The 20891-nt window shown below is 40.1% G+C and carries 22 protein-coding genes and 1 pseudogene; 11 read left to right on the top strand and 12 right to left on the bottom strand.

Going from position 1 to position 20891, the window contains the following annotated elements:
- Positions 1–9: 9 nt before the first annotated feature.
- The 4 genes from ACXACJ_RS03255 (at position 10) to ACXACJ_RS03240 (ending at position 4386) form a co-directional block, all read left to right on the top strand.
- On the top strand, positions 10–849 hold the full coding sequence (locus ACXACJ_RS03255; RefSeq protein ID WP_475132835.1) for an endonuclease/exonuclease/phosphatase family protein: 840 nt from the start codon (positions 10–12) through the stop codon (positions 847–849).
- Positions 836–1591 carry a sulfite exporter TauE/SafE family protein gene (locus ACXACJ_RS03250; protein WP_475132834.1) on the top strand — a complete coding sequence of 252 codons (756 nt, stop codon included), beginning with the start codon at positions 836–838 and terminating at the stop codon, positions 1589–1591. The genes ACXACJ_RS03255 and ACXACJ_RS03250 overlap by 14 nt, the downstream gene beginning before the upstream one ends.
- 91 nt (positions 1592–1682) lie before the next feature.
- The gene (locus tag ACXACJ_RS03245; protein ID WP_475132833.1) at positions 1683–4076 is read left to right on the top strand and encodes an alpha-L-rhamnosidase-related protein; all 2394 of its coding nucleotides are present in this window, start codon (positions 1683–1685) and stop codon (positions 4074–4076) included.
- Positions 4077–4167: 91 nt separating this feature from the next.
- Positions 4168–4386, top strand: a complete 219-nt coding sequence (locus tag ACXACJ_RS03240) for a PLD nuclease N-terminal domain-containing protein (protein ID WP_475132832.1) — start codon at positions 4168–4170, stop codon at positions 4384–4386.
- A 1-nt stretch (position 4387) separates the two neighbouring features.
- Here ACXACJ_RS03240 and ACXACJ_RS03235 read toward each other — a convergent pair whose 3' ends face one another.
- The 9 genes and pseudogenes from ACXACJ_RS03235 to ccoN form a co-directional block, all read right to left on the bottom strand.
- Entirely contained in the window at positions 4388–4627 is a 240-nt protein-coding gene (locus tag ACXACJ_RS03235; protein WP_475132831.1) for a hypothetical protein, read from the bottom strand.
- 12 nt (positions 4628–4639) lie between these two features.
- Entirely contained in the window at positions 4640–4993 is a 354-nt protein-coding gene (locus ACXACJ_RS03230) for a translation initiation factor (RefSeq protein WP_475132830.1), read from the bottom strand.
- A 77-nt stretch (positions 4994–5070) separates the two neighbouring features.
- On the bottom strand, positions 5071–5925 hold the full coding sequence (locus tag ACXACJ_RS03225; protein WP_475132829.1) for a universal stress protein: 855 nt from the start codon (positions 5923–5925) through the stop codon (positions 5071–5073).
- A 126-nt stretch (positions 5926–6051) separates the two neighbouring features.
- The gene (locus ACXACJ_RS03220) at positions 6052–6756 is read right to left on the bottom strand and encodes a sulfite exporter TauE/SafE family protein (protein ID WP_475132828.1); all 705 of its coding nucleotides are present in this window, start codon (positions 6754–6756) and stop codon (positions 6052–6054) included.
- Complete coding sequence (locus ACXACJ_RS03215; protein WP_475132827.1) at positions 6756–7196, bottom strand: FixH family protein; 441 nt, start codon at positions 7194–7196, stop codon at positions 6756–6758. Before ACXACJ_RS03215 ends, ACXACJ_RS03220 begins: the two co-directional genes overlap by 1 nt.
- Positions 7193–8608, bottom strand: a complete 1416-nt coding sequence (gene ccoG, locus ACXACJ_RS03210) for a cytochrome c oxidase accessory protein CcoG (RefSeq protein ID WP_475132826.1) — start codon at positions 8606–8608, stop codon at positions 7193–7195. Before ccoG ends, ACXACJ_RS03215 begins: the two co-directional genes overlap by 4 nt.
- 44 nt (positions 8609–8652) lie before the next feature.
- Positions 8653–9753 (bottom strand): cbb3-type cytochrome c oxidase N-terminal domain-containing protein, encoded by a 1101-nt coding sequence (locus ACXACJ_RS03205; RefSeq protein WP_475132825.1) that lies wholly within the window; start codon positions 9751–9753, stop codon positions 8653–8655.
- Between the two features lie 4 nt (positions 9754–9757).
- Complete coding sequence (locus ACXACJ_RS03200) at positions 9758–9955, bottom strand: cytochrome C oxidase Cbb3 (protein ID WP_475132824.1); 198 nt, start codon at positions 9953–9955, stop codon at positions 9758–9760.
- A gap of 2 nt (positions 9956–9957) precedes the next feature.
- Positions 9958–12115, bottom strand: a pseudogene (gene ccoN, locus ACXACJ_RS03195) (cytochrome-c oxidase, cbb3-type subunit I).
- Positions 12116–12369: 254 nt separating this feature from the next.
- On the opposite strand from ccoN, the gene ACXACJ_RS03190 reads away from it, so the two are divergent.
- Together ACXACJ_RS03190 and ACXACJ_RS03185 are read left to right on the top strand one after the other, a co-directional pair.
- The gene (locus tag ACXACJ_RS03190) at positions 12370–12912 is read left to right on the top strand and encodes a ferritin (RefSeq protein WP_475132823.1); all 543 of its coding nucleotides are present in this window, start codon (positions 12370–12372) and stop codon (positions 12910–12912) included.
- 24 nt (positions 12913–12936) lie between these two features.
- Positions 12937–13767, top strand: a complete 831-nt coding sequence (locus ACXACJ_RS03185) for an SDR family NAD(P)-dependent oxidoreductase (protein WP_475132822.1) — start codon at positions 12937–12939, stop codon at positions 13765–13767.
- Between the two features lie 72 nt (positions 13768–13839).
- On the opposite strand, the gene ACXACJ_RS03180 is transcribed toward ACXACJ_RS03185, so the two are convergent.
- From ACXACJ_RS03180 to ACXACJ_RS03170, 3 genes are all read right to left on the bottom strand, one after another.
- Positions 13840–14742: an endonuclease/exonuclease/phosphatase family protein gene (locus ACXACJ_RS03180; RefSeq protein ID WP_475132821.1), complete on the bottom strand. Its 903-nt coding sequence runs from the start codon at positions 14740–14742 to the stop codon at positions 13840–13842.
- A gap of 141 nt (positions 14743–14883) precedes the next feature.
- On the bottom strand, positions 14884–15378 hold the full coding sequence (locus ACXACJ_RS03175; RefSeq protein ID WP_475132820.1) for a hypothetical protein: 495 nt from the start codon (positions 15376–15378) through the stop codon (positions 14884–14886).
- Between the two features lie 2 nt (positions 15379–15380).
- Entirely contained in the window at positions 15381–16646 is a 1266-nt protein-coding gene (locus ACXACJ_RS03170) for an Nramp family divalent metal transporter (RefSeq protein WP_475132819.1), read from the bottom strand.
- A 173-nt stretch (positions 16647–16819) separates the two neighbouring features.
- On the opposite strand from ACXACJ_RS03170, the gene ACXACJ_RS03165 reads away from it, so the two are divergent.
- From ACXACJ_RS03165 to ACXACJ_RS03145, 5 genes are all read left to right on the top strand, one after another.
- Positions 16820–17464, top strand: a complete 645-nt coding sequence (locus tag ACXACJ_RS03165; protein WP_475132818.1) for a hypothetical protein — start codon at positions 16820–16822, stop codon at positions 17462–17464.
- Between the two features lie 89 nt (positions 17465–17553).
- A complete protein-coding gene (locus ACXACJ_RS03160; RefSeq protein WP_475132817.1) occupies positions 17554–18621 on the top strand; it encodes a D-alanine--D-alanine ligase family protein in 1068 nt (355 codons plus the stop codon).
- Between the two features lie 244 nt (positions 18622–18865).
- Complete coding sequence (locus ACXACJ_RS03155; RefSeq protein ID WP_475132816.1) at positions 18866–19240, top strand: hypothetical protein; 375 nt, start codon at positions 18866–18868, stop codon at positions 19238–19240.
- Positions 19241–19294: 54 nt separating this feature from the next.
- A complete protein-coding gene (locus ACXACJ_RS03150) occupies positions 19295–20284 on the top strand; it encodes an NAD-dependent epimerase/dehydratase family protein (RefSeq protein ID WP_475132815.1) in 990 nt (329 codons plus the stop codon).
- A 14-nt stretch (positions 20285–20298) separates the two neighbouring features.
- On the top strand, positions 20299–20775 hold the full coding sequence (locus ACXACJ_RS03145; protein ID WP_475132814.1) for a nuclear transport factor 2 family protein: 477 nt from the start codon (positions 20299–20301) through the stop codon (positions 20773–20775).
- Positions 20776–20891: the final 116 nt, after the last annotated feature.

Raw genomic sequence — 20891 nt, 5'->3', positions numbered from 1 at the left:
TCATTATTCATGAAGCGTATTTTTCTCCTTCTCGCTCTTACTTTTTCAATTACTGCCATTCAAGCTCAAACTTTTAGGGCAGGCAGCTATAACCTTAAGTTTGACGACAAAAACGATCCTGTTAATAATTGGACAAACAGAAAAGATAAGGTGATCGGTTTATTGAAATATCATCACGTTGACCTTTTCGGAACCCAAGAGGGTTTGTACCATCAACTTGAAGACATTAAAAACGGATTAGGAAATTTTGAATATGTAGGAGTAGCCCGCGATGATGGAAAACAAAAAGGCGAATACAGTGCCTTCTTCTACAATAAAGAAAAGTTTGAAGTAGGAAAATCGGGGACATTCTGGCTTTCGGAAACGCCAGAAAAGCCTTCAATGGGCTGGGATGCCGATTATCCTAGGGTTTGTTCTTGGGCAGAAATGACAGAGAAAAGCACTGGAAACAAATTCTATATGTTCAACACCCATTTCGACCATGTTGGTGTAGCAGCACGGGCCAATAGTGCCAAACTTATTTTAAAACGCATTGAAGAAATTGCAGGCAAGCATACAGTAATCCTCACTGGCGACTTCAATGTAGAGCCAGACAAACAACCTTACAAGGTGATTACAAATCAAATGAAAGACGCTAAATTGATTTCAGTAACGACTCCTTACGGCCCCGAAGCAACTTTCAATGGTTTTCATTTTGAAGAAATGCCTACTAGAAGAATTGATTACATTTTTTTAAAGGGCAAAGCCAAAGTGTTGAACTTCGCTACCCTTTCTGATTCGCAGAATATGCTCTACCCTTCTGATCATTTTCCTGTGGTAGCCGATATAAAACTGAATGGAATGGACTGAAGATATATTGCTAATTATTGGGGGTGTCCTGGCCGGAATTGTGAATACGATTTCGGGTAGCGGCACCCTTTTTAGTTTAGGCGTAATGACTTTCACAGGGATTCCACTGGTAATAGCCAATACCACAACTCGCCCAAGCGTTTTTTTCCAAAACCTCACCGCAATTCTAGTTTTAAGAAAACACAACACCTTCGACTTTAAACAACTTCGGTTTTTGCCCATTTGCACCACTTGCGTGGGCGCTCTTTTAGGAGCATGGTGCGCTACATTAATTTCAAGCCAGTCATTCAATTTTATGGCTTCGATTGTGATGGTTCTTCTGCTATTCATTAACCTTTTTCCAAAAGGTAGATTCAAAAAATTGACTCCCGAAGTGCCTTATAACTCAACTATAATTGTCTCTGCTCTTTTATTCTTAGGAGGCTTTTACGGTGGCTTCATTCAAATTGGCGTGGGAATTTTAATTCTGAGTATCCTTGCCAATGGTTTAAAAATGCCCTACACGCAGGCCAACACATACAAGTTGATCATCATTTTAATTTACACCATTCCCACTGCGCTTTTCTTTTCTTTCACTGGGCACATTTTATGGAAACCTGCCATTTTATTAGCCATAGGTCAGGTTTTAGGGGCTTTCGCTGCTACCAAGTTCATCAGTGCAAACCATAAAGCAGAAGCATGGGCTAAGGGAATCACCATTGTCATGATCCTGGCAACACTGATCAAAATCTGGAGTGAATAAGCCACCTCTCACAGGATGCATTAAATCAAGAGCAATCGATATTGAAAACTATAAGGAAAAACCTTAGTTTAGATTCGCTCAAATTTTAATCATGAAACGCACTCTCCTTTTTTTAAGTCTCTCTTTTATCTTTTTTCAATGTTCTTCTCCTCAGCAAACAAGCTCCATTTTCACTTCCTTTTTGAATTTGGAACACATCAATGGCAAAGAAGAATACAAAGCTTCGCCTTACGTAACGGCTGGTGACAGACTTTACATGGTGGGGCATCAAGATGGCAGTTTTCCTGATTTGGGTTGGCACGTAACTGGTGAAATGGGCGGAATCTGGGATCATCCCATTAAGCTTATGGATGGTTTTACAGCAGCTGTTCATACCGAAAGTAATAGCTATTGCCTAAAAGAGTCATCTTTTGTGAACTATCCCTTCTTCAATCAAAACGATTTTAAAATAGAGGAGCTGAATCTAGAAATCGTTAGAAGACAGTTTGTGCCCGATATGCAAGAAGGTATTTATGTTGAATTTGAAATCGTGAACAACTCCGACAAAGAGCAAAGTTTTGATTTTGAGTTTAACGGCATGACAGATTTGAGACCCGTTTGGCTCGGTGAGCGCACAAACATGAATGATGGTGGAGATTTTGCTAGTTACAATAAAGATTTAAAAGGCATAGTAGCCAAAGATAGCCTCAACGACTGGTTTGTTATTTATGCATCCTCCACAGATCCAAAATCGCATGAGATCGGTAGTTCTTCATGCAATTTTGAGCGTTTGGGCAAAGGTGTTAATGCTTCGCTCTCCTATAAAATCACCCTTCCGAAAGGGCAAAAAACAACCATTCCATTTGCTATTGCAGGTTCCTACAAGTCGCAGAAACACGCTGAAGCTACCTTAACAAAGATATTAAATCAAGCTCCTGAATTGCTTCAAACAAAAGCAGAGCGATACGCTGAAATTGAAGAACGAAGCAAACTCACTATTCCGGATAAGAAAATGGAACAGGCTTTCCGTTGGGTGAAATACAACACGGATTGGCTTATCAGAGATGTAGAAGGTTTAGGCAGAGGCATAACCGCTGGAATCCCAGATTATCCGTGGTTTTTCGGTGCAGATAGCGAATATGCCTTGCAAGGCGTAACCATGATTGGAATGACTGATTTGGTTGAATCTACCATTGAATTACTTGACGAGCAATCGAAAAAGATCAACGGCAATACTGGAAAGATTATCCATGAAATGTCTACGAACGGAGCTGTTTTCAACCCAGGAAACCTTAATGAAACACCTCAATTCGCGATAATGGTTTGGAACATTTTCCGTTGGACGGGAGATATGGACTTTCTGAAAAAGTACTACCCAACAGTAAAAGCGGGGCTGAATTGGCTTTTGGAAGAAAATGACAAAGACGGAAACTTACTTGCCGATGGTTACGGCATGATGGAAATTCATGGCCTGGCTTCGGAAATGATCGATGTAGCAGCATATACACAAATGGCTTTTTCCAATGCTGCTCAAATGGCTGAAATACTTGATGAACACGAAGTTTCACAAGATTACAAAAAGAAAGCTGAGCGTTTGAAAAACATGATCAACTCTGATTTTTGGGTTGAAGAATTCAACTCATATGCTGACTTTATTGGAACCGCAAATGATGCCATTCACCTCATTGACGGTGCAATTGTAAGAGCCGATACGTTGGACAAACCTTGGGCAGTTGACGAACTAAAAAACACTCAAAAGAAGATCGGTAGCTATCCCAAAAACCAAAAGCAGGGTTTTGTTCTTTACCATAATTGGGTGGTAAATACGCCCATGGAAATGGGAATCGCGGATTCTGCGAAGGCTATTAAAGCTCTAGAAACCGGCCATAAATATGTGAATCCATTCGGAGTATTTGTAACAGGCATTGATCGGGATGAATCAGCGGGGACTGACGATAGTGGATTTGCCAAAAAGATGAAAATATTCTCCTATACTGGCGCAGTTATGACTTTGCCCACAGGCGTTCAAGCCATTTCGGAAAATAACTACGGCCGACCCGATCAAGCATTGGAGTATTTGGAACGTATGACCAACTCTTTCAGCTATGCATTTCCGGGTTCCATTTATGAGGTATCCCCGGATTTCGGAATGATCAGCCAAGCATGGAATGTTTATTCCTATGCCGTACCCATTGTAAGCCAATTCTTTGGCATAAAGCCTTTGGCCCACGAAAAAACGATTTTCCTACATCCACAAATGCCTTCTGATTGGAATAAAGCGAGCATTGAAAATGTAAAAATTGGACAAAACGAGATCAGCGTTTTCTACCAAAGAGAAAATGGCATTGAGAACCTAAAAATCCATCAAAAAGATGGAGGTTATAAATTTCTAGTCACCCAAAACGCCAAGCAAATTGAAGTGTTAAAAGGAGAAACACTAACTATAAACGGGGAAGTATTTATAACAGGAGCAGAAATTGAGATAGCGATTAAACCGCTTAATTAGCAATGGAACCAACCAATAAGACATCGCGTTTTGTGTTCATCTTAGTATTAAATTGATACTTGTAATTCATTGAACATCAAAACAAACTAGAATGGAATTCGCAGTAATCTTTGTACTTCTTACGCTCGTACTTTGGTTTTGGGCCTTAATCGATATTGCTAAAACCAGAAGTGAAAATCCATCTCAAAAGTCATTTTGGTTTCTGCTCGTAGCCCTTGTCCCATCGCTGGGTTCAATCCTATATTTTCAAATGAAGGAAAGAAGAAAATTTAGAAAAGGCGGAAGAAAATTTCAACCACAGTTTCACTAAATCACTGCTGATCAGTGAGGTGAAGCTTCAACCTTTTTCTTTCTAAAAATACTGGAATAGCGGCAAAAAAGGCAAATACAACTCCGGAAAGCGTTTGCCATGGCCATGATTCGGTTTTCAGAAAAACATAAACGGAAGCCAAAAGCGCTATAACAATACCCAAAGCAACAATGATTAATGCTGCGGTATGTTGCTTCAGCTTCTTTTCTTTTAAAAGAGATTCCTCATAGTTCATATCCATTGTGTTTTTTGTTTAACCCCCTACTTTTTTAGCTCTGTATCCTTCATTCTGAAGCACTTGCAAAACTTTATCACGGAAGTCTCCTTGGATTAAAATTTCACCATCTTTAGCACTTCCTCCTACTCCACATTTCTGCTTTAGAGTTTTGCCCAAATCCTTTAAATCATCTTCTGAACCCACAAAACCTTCTACTAAAGTCACTTGTTTTCCTCCCCGGCTCTTCTTGTCCAGCATCACTTTCAAGTTCTGTTCAGAAGGTGGCAAAGTTTCCTGCTCAAAATCGTCTTCATACTGATATTCAAAATCATTGCTTGTGGAATATACCACACCCGATCTTCCTTTATCTCTTTTGTTTTTCTTTGCCATATTCCAAAAATAACAAAGCCCAACCAAAAGGTCAGGCTCTGCATGCTTTTTATCAAATTAACTCTACTTCTTTGTTCTTATTTTTTCTTCTTCATGGAATAAGTCCATACAGGAATTTGTGAGTGGTTTACCAAATCTTCAGCAATACTTCCGCTGAGTAAATGAAGTAAACCTGTTCTTCCGTGAGTAGCCAAGGCAATTAAATCAGCCTCTATATCTTCTGCGTAAGATAGAATTCCATCTTCCTCCGTATTGTCGCTATAAATAGCCTTATCTACATTGGTGAGGCCATGTTTAGCAATATATTCAGCAAAGTCAGACTCAATTTTTCGTTGTGTTATGAAGTTATTTGGAGTATTCACTTTTACCAAGTGAAGCTGAGCCCCCGTTAAAAGTTGAAGCTTTTTCAGTTCATTAATCACATCGGTTTGATCTTCTTGAAGATTAGTAGCAAACACAATGTTCTTAAATTCATTAAGGTTTACAGGGCTCTTTACCGTAATTACCGGGCAGTGTGAATAGCGCACGACCTTTTCTGTATTCGAACCGATCAGAACCTCGTCCAAACCACTGATTCCCTTAGTTCCCATAACCACCAAATCAGCAGATTGATCGGCTATTGCATGCGAAATACTTTTATATGGATTGCCAATCTCAACCTTCTTCGAAATCACAACCCCACTATATTTTTCCTGAGCAACCAGTTCGGCTAAATTCTCTTCGGTTTTATCGTAAAGCTGCTTTAGAAAAAATTCATCTTCAGTAACATTCGCCATTCCATCGGCCATTGTATTGAAAGTGTGGGCATGCGGTCCTTCAATGATGTTAATCGCAAGAATTTCCATTCCACCCTTTTTAGCCACCTCAACAGCAAAATCCAAAGCATATTTAGACTGGTCGGAGAAATCTATAGGTACGATTATCTTTTTCATGGTATTTAATGTTTAAAGGTTTCTGATTTTATAACACCTAAACTCGATAATTGATTACAACAATTACATGATACTTGTCATGTTCTGAAAAAGATGTGGAAAAAAATCACAGTTGAACTGAAAGCACTAAGGAACAACACATTCCACAATTGAGGTGTTGTGGTTCAGTTTTGGGCTTAAATAAGGAATTCCGAGGTTCATTCCTCTTAAAATTAAAACCAGCCCGACCAAAACTAGCAATTTGGGCATCAAACGAAGCCAGCTTTGAGCAAAGTTCTTTTTGAAAGAAATGCCAAGAAAAGCAGCTCCGAGCATCATGGGGAAAGTTCCCAAACCAAACAAAGCCATATAGGCCGCACCTCCCCACCAGCTCCCCATTGACATTGCTGCCACAAGCGCCATATATACCAAACCGCATGGCAAAAGCCCGTTCAATAATCCCAAGCTCATGTTAGATTGAACATTATTCTTCCCCAGAAGCCCTCCCATTTTGGACTTCAAGCCTATAAAAAGCTTTTGCAAGGGTTTAAATGGAATGCTATTCGAAAGCGTTCCTTTTAGGAGAAAAGCACCTAAAATAACAGAAGTACCGGCTAAAATTGAAAGCCATTGCTGAATACCAGCTAAAGAAAGAAACTCTCCGAAAAGGCCAGCCAAAACTCCTAATATCGAGTAAGTGAAGGTTCGCCCTGTATTATAAGCCAAGCGATTGAACAGCCATTGTGAACGCTTCTTTTCGTTTTGGGGCAAAGCCCAAACCAAAGGTGCGCACATGCCCAAACAGTGCAAACTGCCCAGAAAACCAAACACTATGGCTGTTCCTAATAACATCAGATAACGATGGCTACTTCTTTATAAAATTGTTTGCCTTTGGAGGTCCATTCGATTTTGATTTTCCAGGCTCCGGGAATCATTTTATCGGTTTTAATTACCTGAAGCCCCTCTTCGTTGAATTTCAAATCGAACTCCTTATCGAAGTTTGCATTGGAGGCGCGGAAGAATGAAAGCTTTCCGTTTTCCATTTCGCCCAAAATAGACTGAGGAAAAGTAAGCTCTACTTGTCGCTCCTTTCTATTCAACTTGAGCTCGGGTTTTTCATCCAATTCGTTCACATTTTTTATGCGCTGAATCTGATCTTCATAAGCCAATTCTTGTTCATAATAATTATCGGCCACCAGATAAAAATCCGTTTTCACACTTACATATACCAGCGTAAAAATAAGCCCGATAAAACACACAAAAGCGATAATGATTTTTACTCCCCAGTTCATGGCTTAAATTTTATAGGTCCAAGGAAATTAGTTTTTACTTCGTCAATCAGGATTTCTCCATTGTAGATTCCCAATTTAATTTGATTTTTGCTGCCTTCTAATTGATTTTCAGGCAGTCTTATATAGAACACGGCATCAGCCTTTCCTGAGGCTGCAATCGAAATTTCACTTCCACCCACAACTTCCAGCGTTCCATTTGGCTGATCGATCAATTTGATATTGATATCGATCTTTTCATTCAATTTATTGATAAGTTGAATGTTATAGAGGTTTTGAATCTGATCGTTTTCAACCTCTTGAAACAAAAGCCCTGGTACTCGAAGCACTGTGGCCTGCACATCGGTTCTACCCGAAACAAAAACGGTAAGCAAAGTAATAAGTAGAGCCAAAACCGCAGTATAGCCAATTACGCGTGTTGTGAAGATTTTCTTGGCTCCATCTGCAATGGCGCTGTACGAAGTAACCCGAATCAAACCTGTAGGCTTATTGATTTTGGTCATTACATCGTCACAAGCATCGATACAAGCTGTGCAGTTAATACACTCTAATTGTGTACCGTTACGAATATCGATTCCTGTTGGGCAAACGTGCACACAAAGCTTACAATCTATGCAGTCGCCCTTATCGGCTTGTACGGCATTTTTCTTCATTTTACCGCGGGGCTCGCCACGAAGCCAATCATACATCACGGCCATGGAATCGCGCACCAAAAGCACACCCTGTAATCTTCCGTAAGGGCAAACCGCAACACAAGCCTGTTCGCGGAAATAAGCAAAAACCGAATAGAAAACACCTGTAAAAGCCACCAAGCCAAGGAAACCTGCCATATTTTCGGCTGGTGACTGCGTTACAATTTCCTGAACCTTTTCAATACCTATGAGATAAGCCATTGCTGTATGGCCAATCAGTATGGCAATGATCAAGAAGATGAAATGCTTAAGCCCTTTTTTGCGGATTTTCTCTGCATTCCAAGGCATTTTATCAAGCTTTCGTTGTTGATTGGCATCACCTTCAATCCAATACTCTATTCTACGAAAAACCATTTCCATGAATAGCGTTTGTGGACAAGCCCAACCACACCAAACACGGCCAAACACCACCGTAAAAAGAATGATAAAAACGAAGAAAGTGATGAGGCCTAAAGCGAAAATGAAGAAATCTTGAGGCCAGAAAACGGCCCCAAGAATTACAAATTTACGCTCGAAAATATTGAGTAATAGAAAAGGTTGTCCATTGATTTTGAGAAAAGGACCTGCAAAGAGAATGGTTAATAGAATGACAGAAACGATAGTTCGTGCATTGTAATTTTTCCCTTTCGGTTTTTTAGGATAAACCCAAACCCTCTTTCCTTGAGCATCTACCGTGGCAATACTGTCGCGGTATTCCTCATCATATTCATACAACTCTTTCATCCTTCTCTACTCTTTTGAATCAACCTAACCTCTTATTCAGATGCTTACTGTTCGCCTTCGGCAGGCACATAGAGTTCGCCATCGGGTGGTAAACCGCCTGCAGGGTTTGTGCCGTGTAAGCTCTTTACATATGAAGCTACACTTCGCATTTTTTCTGGATTCAGCTTATCGCTCCAAGAAATCATTGCGGTGTTTGGCACTCCATTTTTGATAGTGTTATACACGTTGGTCATAGAACCTCCATGTTTCCAATAGTCATCGGTAAGGTTAGGACCAGCCAAACCTCCACCATCAGCTCGGTGGCATAAAGCACATTGCTTTTCGAAGAATTCCTTTCCTTCTGCCAGAGCAGTTGCATCATCGTTGAACGGTACGTTATTTTCATCGAAGCTGATTTCAGCCACTTGGGTTTGATTGCTTCTGGCCTCCATGGCCTTTGCCATTTCAATTTCATACTGTTCTTCTTGCAAAGGTGCAGTTTTGAACACATGGAAGATCAAAAGGTAAACCACAGCATAAACGATGGTGATATAGAACAATGCCTTCCACCATGGTGGCAAGTGATTGTCTAATTCTTGAATGCCATCATAATCATGGTCGAGCAAGATTTCCTCTTCTTCTTCAATAGGTTTGAAGTCGTTCCATTTGGCCCAAGTTTTTTGCCACCAGCTTGGTTCTGCTTCCCATTTTGCCAATTGCTCTGCGGTTAAATCCTTCTTCACTACAGCTTTTAAAATTTGAAGCAGATAAATCGCCAAAATCAACACTAAAAAGGCAACCACCAACACTAAACCTACCACAGAATAGAACATCAGTTCTTGGGTAGATCCAACTTCAGTTTGCGCTGAAAGAGGAGTAGCAGAAAGCAAAAACAGCAACATCATTGGCTTTAAACCTGAATGTTTGAACACGGCTTTGATTCTATCCCAAGGTTTAAAATGCCTTACTTTAAACATGTATAAGAACAGAACGGTCAACAAAATGAGGGTTACCAACACCAATCCGATAATTGAATAGGTTTCTACCTTTTGAGAAAAGGTTTCTACTTTTTCGGTTTGAGCCCAAACTGGACTAGCAGTAAATAAAAGGAACATCAGAAGGGGCTTAAGTCCCATTTTTGAAAATATTGATTTAATCCTTTCCATGGTATTAGTATTTATCGGTTGAATGATTGGAATTAGAAGGCGTTTCGTCTGACAATGGCAGTTCTTCCATTTCGTGGATATAATCTCGGTTCATTTTCCAAACGTAGACCAGTAGCCCCACAAAGAAGACGAAGAAGATGGAGAGCGAAATAATCGGCCAAACCTCCACATTATGTACTCTTTCGAAATAGTATTTAAACATGGCTATTGATTTTGAGCTACTTTAATATCGGTTCCAAGTCTTTGTAGGTAAGAAATCAATGCTACGATTTCCGCAGTTTCAGTGACTTTAGTTTCCATTTCATATTCGATACGTTCCAGCATCTGTTTAGAACTAGCATCCGTTTGTAAGTCATTCAAAATGTCTTGTGCCTGTCCTTTTAATTCTATGTTAGCTGAATCCTCATAGCCTTCTTCATAAGGCACTCCTACCGTCCTCAGGGCATTTATTTTTCCGGCTGTTTTGGTCGGATCTATATGCTGACTGAAAAGCCAAGTGTAACGAGGCATAATTGAGCCTGGAGAAGTAGCTTGTGGATCATACATATAACTCAAGTGCCAACCATTGTTGAATTTCCCACCTACCCTGTGCAAATCCGGGCCAGTTCTTTTTGAGCCCCAAAGGAATGGATGGTCATAGACAAATTCACCGGCTTTTGAGTAATCTCCATAACGCTCAGTTTCGGAACGGAAAGGACGAACCATTTGCGAGTGACAGTTATTACAGCCTTCTCTGATGTAAATATCCCTACCGTGCAACTCCAAAGGAGTGTATGGTTTCACACTAGCGATTGTTGGAATGTTAGATTTGATCAAGAAGGTTGGCACCATTTCGATTGCCCCCCCAATAAGGATGGCTACAAGAGTTAAACCAGTGAACAATACAGGTTTTCTTTCCAAAACATTGTGCCAGTAGCCACCCACAATTTTCTTTTTCTCCAAAGCAGGCGCTTCAGCAGCTTCTTCAGCCATAAACTTACCTTGGGCTGCAGTTTTTACTAAGTTGTAACTCATCATTACTGCACCAGTAAAGTATAGCAAACCGCCAATGGCTCTCATCATGTACATAGGTACAATCTGAGTTACTGTTTCCAAGAAATTAGGGTATTCAAGGAAGCCTTCAGCACTGAAGTTCTTCCACATTAAGCTTTGAACAACACCAGCGAAGTACATTGGCAAGGCATACACGATGATTCCCAATGTGCCAATCCAGAAGTGAACATTAGCAAGTTTGGTAGAGTAAAGTTTAGTGCCCCACATTCTTGGGATTAACCAGTACAACATACCGAAGATCATAAAGCCGTTCCAGCCCAAACCTCCAACGTGTACGTGAGCAATAATCCAATCCGTAAAGTGAGCAATTGCATTTACATTCTTGATTGAAAGAAGTGGCCCCTCTAATGTTGCCATACCGTAAGCGGTAACAGCCACAACCATGAATTTCAAAACTGGATCTTCACGAACACGATCCCAAGCACCACGCAAAGTCAACAAACCATTGAGCATACCACCCCACGATGGAGCGATCAGCATAATTGAGAACACTGTACCCAACGATTGCGCCCAGTTAGGAAGCGAAGTATAAAGCAAGTGGTGAGGACCAGCCCAGATGTATATAAAAATCAAAGACCAGAAGTGAATGATAGAAAGCTTATAAGAATAAACAGGTCTGTTAGCAGCTTTAGGCAAATAGTAATACATAATACCCAAGAATGGCGTGGTTAGGAAGAATGCCACCGCATTGTGGCCATACCACCACTGCACAAGCGCATTCTTGCACACCAGCATACCAAGAATAACTTTTAAAGAAGGTAACTGGAATTTCGAACGAGTTTACCACGTGCAAAACCGCAACGGTTACGAACGTAGCAATGTAGAACCAGATGGCCACATACATGTGCCTTTCTCTTCTTTTCAGAATAGTTCCAATCATGTTGATACCGAAAACCACCCAAATCACGGTGATGGCGATATCGATTGGCCATTCTAATTCCGCATATTCTTTTGAGGTGGTAAGCCCCAAAGGAAGCGTAACGGCCGCAGCAACAATAATTAATTGCCAACCCCAGAAATGTAGCCAGCTCAAAAAGTCACTGAACATTCTGGTTTTCAGCAATCGCTGCATTGAATAATATACCCCCGCAAACATAGCGTTACCCACAAAGGCAAAAATCACTGCGTTCGTATGTAGAGGTCGAATTCTACCGAAAGTAGTGAACTGAAGTCCAAAGTTGGCCTGAGGTAAAAATAACTGGGTAGCGATGAGCAACCCTACGAGCATCCCCACCAGTCCAAAAATCACTGTGGCGATGATAAAGTATTTGACAATCTTGTTGTCGTACTTGAATTGCTGTATTTCCATAGTCACAAGGCGTATTGATTCCAAAAACAGTTGCAAGGTAGCCTTGGGGGTAAGCAATCGACCTGACACGAGTTATGTAAAAAGATGATATAAATCAGGTTTTTATCTGACCCATTTTTAGGACGGTTCCGTTCAGTAAATAGCGTAAAAAAATAAGCCAAAAGCGCTTTGAAAGAAACCAGATAAGGCATCTGGATTTTAACAATCGCCTAAGCTTATGTATCTTCACAACATTAAAATAAATTCAATAGGGCATGAACAAGCAACAAATAACCGCTAAGCGCTCGCTAACCGAGGAAACCGAGCAGCTTCTCAATCAGCAAATTGTAATGGAAGGCAAAAGCTCGGCAGCTTACCTTTCTATGGCATCGTGGTGCGAAATGACGGGATACGAGAACTCGGCTAAATTTCTTTATGCCCATTCCGAAGAAGAAAGAATGCACATGATCAAGCTTTTTCACTACATCAACGAAGCGGGCGGGCATGCACTTCAACCTTCAATCACTGATATTCAGCATCATCACAACTCTTTGCGCGAGGTTTTTGAGTTTATTTTAGAACACGAAATAGCCGTTACCAACTCTATTAATAGAATTGTAGACCACTGCTACAAAATTCAGGATTACACCACCATGAACTTTCTTCAATGGTATGTAACCGAACAAAGAGAAGAAGAAATTTTAGCAAGAAGAGCTGTTGAATTGTTCGATCTTATTGGTGAAGATGGTGTAGGACTTTGGACCATTGATAAAGAAATTGGAAATCTTGGAGCAATCCACAATACTATGGGAGAATAATCTTTCTCCCTTTTACACGATTTTATGAATACAACTGCTTTAATAACCGGGGCTGCTGGAGGCATAGGTTTTGAATTTGCCAAAATAGCCGCTAAACACAACTATCAGCTTTTGCTCATCGATATTAACGGTGAAGCCCTAATGCTTAAGAAAGAAGAACTTCTGGCTGAAATTCCCGATGCTCAAGTTCATCTTTTAGAATGTAATTTGGCCGAAAAAGAAGCAGCTCAAAAAATCTACGATCACACCTTAGAACTTCAACTTACTGTCGAAATTCTATTCAACAATGCCGGTTTTGGTAATTTTGGCCACTTTGTAGAAACAGACTGGCTAAAAGATGAGGCCATGCTGCATGTTCATATGGTTACCACAACTCATCTTACCAAGCTTCTTTTGCCCGGTATGATTTTCAGAAAGAAGGGCTACATATTGAACAATGCTTCGGTAGCCGCATTTGTGCCTGGCCCATTAATGTCTACTTACCATGCCTCAAAATCGTACCTTCTCTCATTCACTCAAGCCCTTGCCAACGAATTGAAAGATACTGGCGTGTTGGCTACGGTACTTTGCCCAGGCATGACGAGAACTGGTTTTGCCAAAGCGAATGGTAATGACGACCCCAACATCAAATTCAATATTTCCAGCGCGGAAGATGTTGCTCTTTACGGATTTGAATGCCTGATGAAAGGAAGAGTAGTAGCCGTTCCAGGCATATGGAATAAACTGAGTGCTTTTCTCCCTAGGTTTCTTTCCAGAAACAAGGTGACCAATATGGTAGGCAACATCCAGCGAAAAAACCATGCAAAGCGGAAAGACCAAAAGCAGGTGGCTTCCACTATGCAAAAATCAGCTTAAATAGATGGAACAGAAACTAAAAAAGCCTCTTCAAAATGATTTTGAAGAGGCTTTTTTATGAAGCGTAATTTCTTAATTATTAGACAATCGAATCATTACAGGTCGGTGGTCAGAAACCACATCGCCATAAGTGCCTTGACAATTGTCGAACTTCAATACTTTAGTTTCCACAGCATTATCGAAAAGCTCATTGGTAATCAAAATCTGATCGATTTGGCTTGGCCAAGAAGGGTAAGACCAATCGCTAGAAGATCCTTGTGCTATGGACATAGTAGCGAATAAATAATTGTTCGCATCATCGATAAAGTTTTGGTAAACATTATCAACTTGATCTACGATTTCATCATTGAAGTCGCCAAGAAGGATTACTTCCTCACTTGCTAAATTTGTATCGATGTAGTCTTTCAACAAAACAGCCGCTTTTCTTCTTCTGTCTTCCGAACCACTACAGCATTTCATATGCACATTGATGATGTTCACTGTTAATCCGTTTGTATGCTGAAACTTCATGTAAAGAGGCCTTCTGGCAGAAGTAAAAGCATCGTTATAATCAGAATTTCCGCTGTCGTTAAATAGATTTTCAGGTTGCGTAACCACAGTGATTTCAGCATCCTTATATAAATATCCTACCCATTGAGAACCAGCATAATCTTCCACGTGGCCAGACCATCCTTCTAAACCTTCTACCAAGTCGTTAAATTCAGCTTTTGAAGTAATTTCCTGAACAGCAATCACATCTGCATCGGTTTCTTCAATTATTTCTAAAACCGCATCGGAAGTACTTCCAGTCATAGGGAAGTTTTCAATATTCCATGTCACTACATCAAGCGTACTTTCACTTACTTCAGGCAGGCAGTTTTCATATACTGAAGGCTCTTCAACTGGTGGTTCTGGTGTAGGTGTTGGAGTATCTCCCCCTCCGCCACATGCCGATGCAAAAAGAAGCATGACAATTACAGCTTTCAACAATTTCATATCTCGCGTATTTTTTTGACAAAATTAAGGGATAGAAAAGGGAAGTGAAGGTTAATTCGATACAAAATCTCTTAACATTAACTTAACAAAGGCAAAAACATGCTTTAAATAACAGGAAAGCAGACTTTACAAGATTTCAGTCTATTCGCAAGCTCTTGAATAAAACTTTTCCGAAGGAATAACTAAGGTATAACCGCCCTCCTTCTTCATGATTTCATTAATAGGTTGCCATTCCGTTGCCTTTAAGTTGAAAGTTTTATCTGCAGAAATCGGTGCTAACTTAGTACCCTGCACTGGAACAAAAACATTATTCAACAATTCGGATTTTACCCAAACCTCGAGTTCAAACTCTTCCGATTTAGGGTTAAAAAGGAACATATGGTTTTCTCTATTCCATAAGTCTATATCCACATTTCCAGAGGCTCTTTTCACCAAAATATCGTGAGTAGAAAAACCTCCAAAATCTATATCGAAAATCAACTTAGTACCTTCATGACGACAAAGCGTCAATACTTTTTCATGGAAATCCTGTTCTACCGCTTCTACAGTAGGCAATTTCTCTAATCTAATTTCTTGAAGAAGTCTTGGTGATGGCAAAAACACCAAACCGATGAGCATTAACCTTATCAAATTCATTCCTAAACACGTTCCTTTTTAATGCGCCACAAGGTGTACAAAGTGACTAGTATTGACAATGAAAAAATGATGATTTGGTTAATCCCTACAAACTGAAACGAACTTCCCAAGGCAGAATTACCAGCTTTGAACACATTGATAAAACCCAAACATGAAGCTACAAAAACAGTCAATAGCATGGCAAAATCCATGAAAACTCCATTTTTATGGATTTTCATGTAAACAGAGTTATTGCAAATAAGCCAAAGAAAAATTGCGATTACAGGCAATATCAACCCGTTGGCTGCTTGAGCCAAAATTATTACAGGAATGGGCTTTATGCCTGTGACTCCAAAAATCAAACCTGTCAGCAAAACCAATCCCCACACCAAGCGGTAGTTTATGCCACTTTCGCTCCATTTTGAGTTTTGACCCGAAACGCTTTTCAAAGTAATGGCAGCAGCTAATGGCGCTGTGATGCTAGACGTAAAACCGGCAGCAAATAAACCAATAGCGAAAACATAAGCCATCCATTCGCCATGGGTTACAGTTAAAGAAGAAGCTAAATTTTCGAAGCTAAATACACCTGAAACGCTGGTTCCCGCTAAAAGGATTGCCGTGGAAATAAGGCCTCCGATAAGAATAGCCACAATAAGTCCAAACCGCATAAAACCTAAAGTTTGCCCCTTTGCTAAACCTGAACCCATGAAAATATTATAAGGTACAATGGTTGTGCCCACTAACCCCAAAGCTATCAATGTACTTTCTTGAGGAAAAGAGGGAATCAGCGCTCCTTTCAAAAAGGAAGACCAATCAATAGGCAAACTCAAGCCAGCTACAAGAAATGCCAGCCCCATAATGGCAACTACTAGCCCCATGATATTGGCTACGGTAGAAGTTTTACCCAACCAAAGCACCAAAGCACTCACCGCCACAATCGCAATGGTAAATACAGAAGGATTTACTCCAGTAAAAATCAAAGCCACACCGGAAATAGCTCCCAGAATATTACCTGCTTCATACGCTGCGCAGCCCAAAACGATGGTCACAGCAACCATCAAGGCCACTTTTCCCGATTTGAATCGATCTTTTATGGCTTCTCCTAAAGTTAAACCACTTGCAATGGTGATTCGTGCTGCAGATTCTTGCAAAACCATACATGCCAAAATGGAAAAAAGAAGCGCCCAAAGTAGGCTATAACCAAAACCTGCACCAGCAGCTGCCGCAGTAGTTACCGTTCCCGGACCAATAAATGCCGCAGCAATTACCATCCAAAAAAGGAGACTCAAAAAACGTGACTTCATCTGGGAAGATAGAAAAGTTTAGCAATCAAAAGAAGATGAATTAGGTTGAAGCCAAATGTTAAAAAAGCCTAAGATTACCTCCACTTCCTCTTTCTTAATATGTTTTCTCGCTGAATATTAACTTCTTTGAAGCTTAGTTAAGTAAGATTTCTGAAGTTATGAATCGAATACTTTTAGCCGTATTTCTGCTATCGACTTGTAAACTGTGCTTTTCACAAAAGTCGTGGGAAAGTGACGGCATTCATATGATTCAAATGGACACGATTAGCAATGGATATGAGTGTTTGAAAGGTTCATTCATTGTTAAAAACTCCACCCCTTTTGACGTAATGAACATGATTGTAGATGTGGACAATTATGATTGGGTGGTTGGAGAAAGTGTTTCGAAAATGTACAAGGTGTCTCCTGCCGATTCGTCTTTTACTTTCGACTTCTTTGTGAACATACCGCTGCTTTTCGTGAAGAAAACGGGTCGAGTTCAAGTCGCTATCAAAGAAATCGAAAATGGTTTTCACACACTCTCTCAACAGTTGCGCGATTACACTCCAAAGGATGGCTACGATTTGGTAGAGTATTATTCTGCAAGCTGGAAAGTTCAGCGACACAATTATAACGATGTAAAAGTCACTTACACGGGCGTATATAAAGATCAAAACCTGATGATAAACATCAATAGTATTATCATCAGTAGAATCAGAAAAAGGTTGATGGCCACTTTATCCAACCTAAAAGAAAGGCTTTCAGAACAACAGCAATTAGCTTATAGTATTGAATGGCCTTCCACACCACAACCTGATCGATAAGCTTTCCTCAATTTTCAATTTATTCCTCATTCTGATATGAAATAAACCATGGCTTAGCGTTATTCACAGCAGTAATCGTAATCAAGTCCATGTCTAAAATTAAAGTCGCTGTTGTTTTCGGAGGAAGGTCTACCGAACATGAAATTTCACTGATTTCCACCAAAGGAATTTTGGCCAATATCAATCGGTCGCTTTACGAAGTTGTTCCTTTAAAAATCGATATTGAAGGCCGATGGTTTCTTCAATCTTCTGAAGATGTAAATACTTCTGATGGTACAGCGATCACTTTAGTTCAGGGAAAAAATGGAGCAGCCATTTTGGAAAACAACTCAGGCCAAATTCTAGACGAAGTTCAGGTCATTTTCCCAGTTCTTCATGGCGTTTTTGGAGAAGACGGCACCATTCAAGGCATGCTAAAAATGTTGAATGTAGCTTTTGTTGGCTGTGGCGTTTTGGCGTCTGCGGCTTGCATGGATAAGGATGTCACCAAGCGCTTACTTCGTGATGCCAATATTGCGATTGCACCCTATGTGTGTGCTACTTGGAGTCACCAACCAGCATTCGAAACGGTGGAAAAAGAACTTGGCGTGCCTCTTTTTATAAAGCCAGCCAATTTAGGTTCGTCCGTTGGGGTACATAAGGTGAATAATAAAGAAGAATATGAAGCAGCTCTTACCGATGCCCTCGCTTATGACACCAAAGTTTTAATAGAACAAAATATAAATGGCAGAGAAATAGAAGTAGCCGTAATGGGCAACGAAAAGCCTCAAGCTTCTCTTCCTGGTGAAATTGTTACGAATACTGCCTTTTATGATTTTGAGTCGAAATATGTAAGCAAAGATGCTTCTTCGATACATATTCCTGCACAACTCACTGACGATCAAATCGATGAAATTAGAAACACAGCTAAAAAAGCGTATTCTAGCTTAGGCTGTGAGGGCCTTGCCAGAGTCGATTTCTTCCTTAGTCAAGAAGGTCAAATCATGATCAATGAAATCAATACATTGCCTGGCTTTACGCCAATTAGCATGTATCCTAAAATGTGGGAAGCTACTGGAGTTTCTTATTCAGAATTGATTGATTTACTGATACAATTCGGTTTGGAGAGATTTGAAAGGGAGCAAAAACTGAAAATTGTTGCCCGAGAAGTGAAATAAACCCTACTTTTCGATAACTACTTAAAGCGTAAGCAGTTAACAAAGAACAAGACTAAGAAAGGGAATTAGAAATGGCTTTCTTCCAAAAATGCGAATAAGTTAAATTCTATTTCTCCTAAAAGTTGACGTCAACCAGTACTGAAAGCCTCAAGAAGCTGCTTTTTCTTGATATTTTCTTTTTCAATGCTATTGACTTTTTAACTTTTAAATTGAAATTGCCTTAAAATTCAATCGATAAAAAATTATGAGTTCACCAAGTTCGAAACCGAGAGTAATCAAGGATTTTGATAAACTGGATGTTTCTATCCAAGAGCAAATCAAGCTTGAATACCCTGAAGGCTTTGAAGACAATCTAATTTATTTTACCAACAAAGAAGGTAAACGAGTTTCTGCCCTTCCATTCGAAACCGAAGAAAAATACTATCTGGTTAGAATGACCATTGAAGAAGCACAGCAGATCATCGAAGACGATGATGATTATGATGATGATGGTAACCTTCGTGAAGAAATCAAAGAAGAGTATTCTGAAAAGCACTCTGATGACGATGATGATGACGAAGAAGATTCAAGTTACGATGATCAAGAGCAGGAAGAAGACGATGATGACGACAATTATTAAGTCTCCTTTCTTATTCAAAAAGCATTCATCCCTTTTTAGGGCAAAAAATATTTTATGAAAATCGGCATAATTGGTGGCACAGGCATGTTGGGCCACCACTTGGCCGTTGCTGCTCATTTGAGGCAATACGAAGTGGTGATCATCCACCGGCAATCGTCTGACCTTTCTAAACTTTCCGATCTTACTTTTGAAAGCCGAATTGCTGATTTAAGCGACCGTGGCAGCATGATCAGAGCAATGAAAGGTTTAGATTACGTAGCGCTTTGCGGAGCCTACTACCCTACCGCTCCAAAACCATTGACTCAAGAACTGAAAACGGCTAGGCTCCAAATGCAGTTTTTCATCGATGCCGTAGAACATTCCACAGTTCAAAAAGCCATGTATGTTGGCAGCTCCATCACTATTCCTAAATCGAGTGCAGGAATAAGCAACGAGGAAGGAACGTACGCCAAGGAGCCTGACACCACCAATCCCTACATAAGAACCAAATGGCTTATGGAAGAAATGGCGAAAATGGGTGCAGAAAAAGGCTTACCTATTACCATTGGTATTCCAACCATGACTTTTGGCGAATATGATTACGCCCCTTCCACAGGAAAACTCATTACTCAAATTGCCAATCAAGAAATGTCGGCCTATATAGAAGGCCAAAGAAATGTGGTTTATGCAGGCGATGCGGCCAGAGGCCTTTTGCTTACTTTAGAAAAAGGCAACCCCGGAGAAAGGTATTTAATTACTGGAGAAAACACCTCTATTAAAGAAATTGCTGATTTGGTATGTCAGAAGGCCAATATCCCACTTCTGAAAAAAGTGATACCACAAAAAGCTGCTCAATTGATCTCCAAATTAGGAGAAATTAGATACACTCTTTTCAGAGGCGAGTTACCGAAAATTTCCAGCACGGCTATAGCGGTACTGACACAAGGCCAACATTTAGAAGGTTCAAAAGCAAGAGAAGAACTGGGCTACAAACCTGAATTGACATTGAAAGATACTTTAGACAGAACCTATGATTGGTTCAAAAAAGAAGGGTATATTCGTTAAAAGTCAATACTCATATGTCTGCCGAACAAAACCGTGAATTAATCAATCGCTTCTACACAGCGTTTGAACAAAAAGATGCCGAAACCATGGCCAATTGCTATGCCAGCCATGCCGTTTTTGAAGACCCTGCCTTTGGACGCCTCAACGGAAAAGAAATTTCAGCCATGTGGAAAATGCTTCTGGAAAGAGGAGATAAAGACCTATTGGTGAAGCACAAGGTGACAGAAGCCACAAACGGAAAGGCTAAAGCCGAATGGCAAGCTACCTATATTTTCAGCACAACCTTAAGAACGGTTCACAACAAAATATCAGCTGAATTCATTATTGAAGAAGGAAAAATCGTGTACCATAAAGATCATTTCAATATGTGGAAATGGTCTTCAATGGCTTTGGGAATGCCCGGAATGCTATTAGGTTGGAGCAATTTCATGAAGAACAAAATTCAGAAGCAGGCCAAAGGTTCGTTGAAAAAATACATGCAGGCTAACTGATTAAAGCTTTTTCGCATTTTTTGTGCCCAACGAAGCTGAGCAAGCTCATCAACTCGATTCAACCAAAGAATAATTTTTTCATGGAATAATTCAGAACTTTTATACATCTTCCCTCC

It is taken from the genome of Roseivirga sp. AWQ4_251, from assembly GCF_056158225.1.
This window is presented reverse-complemented; position numbering and strand designations above follow the sequence as displayed.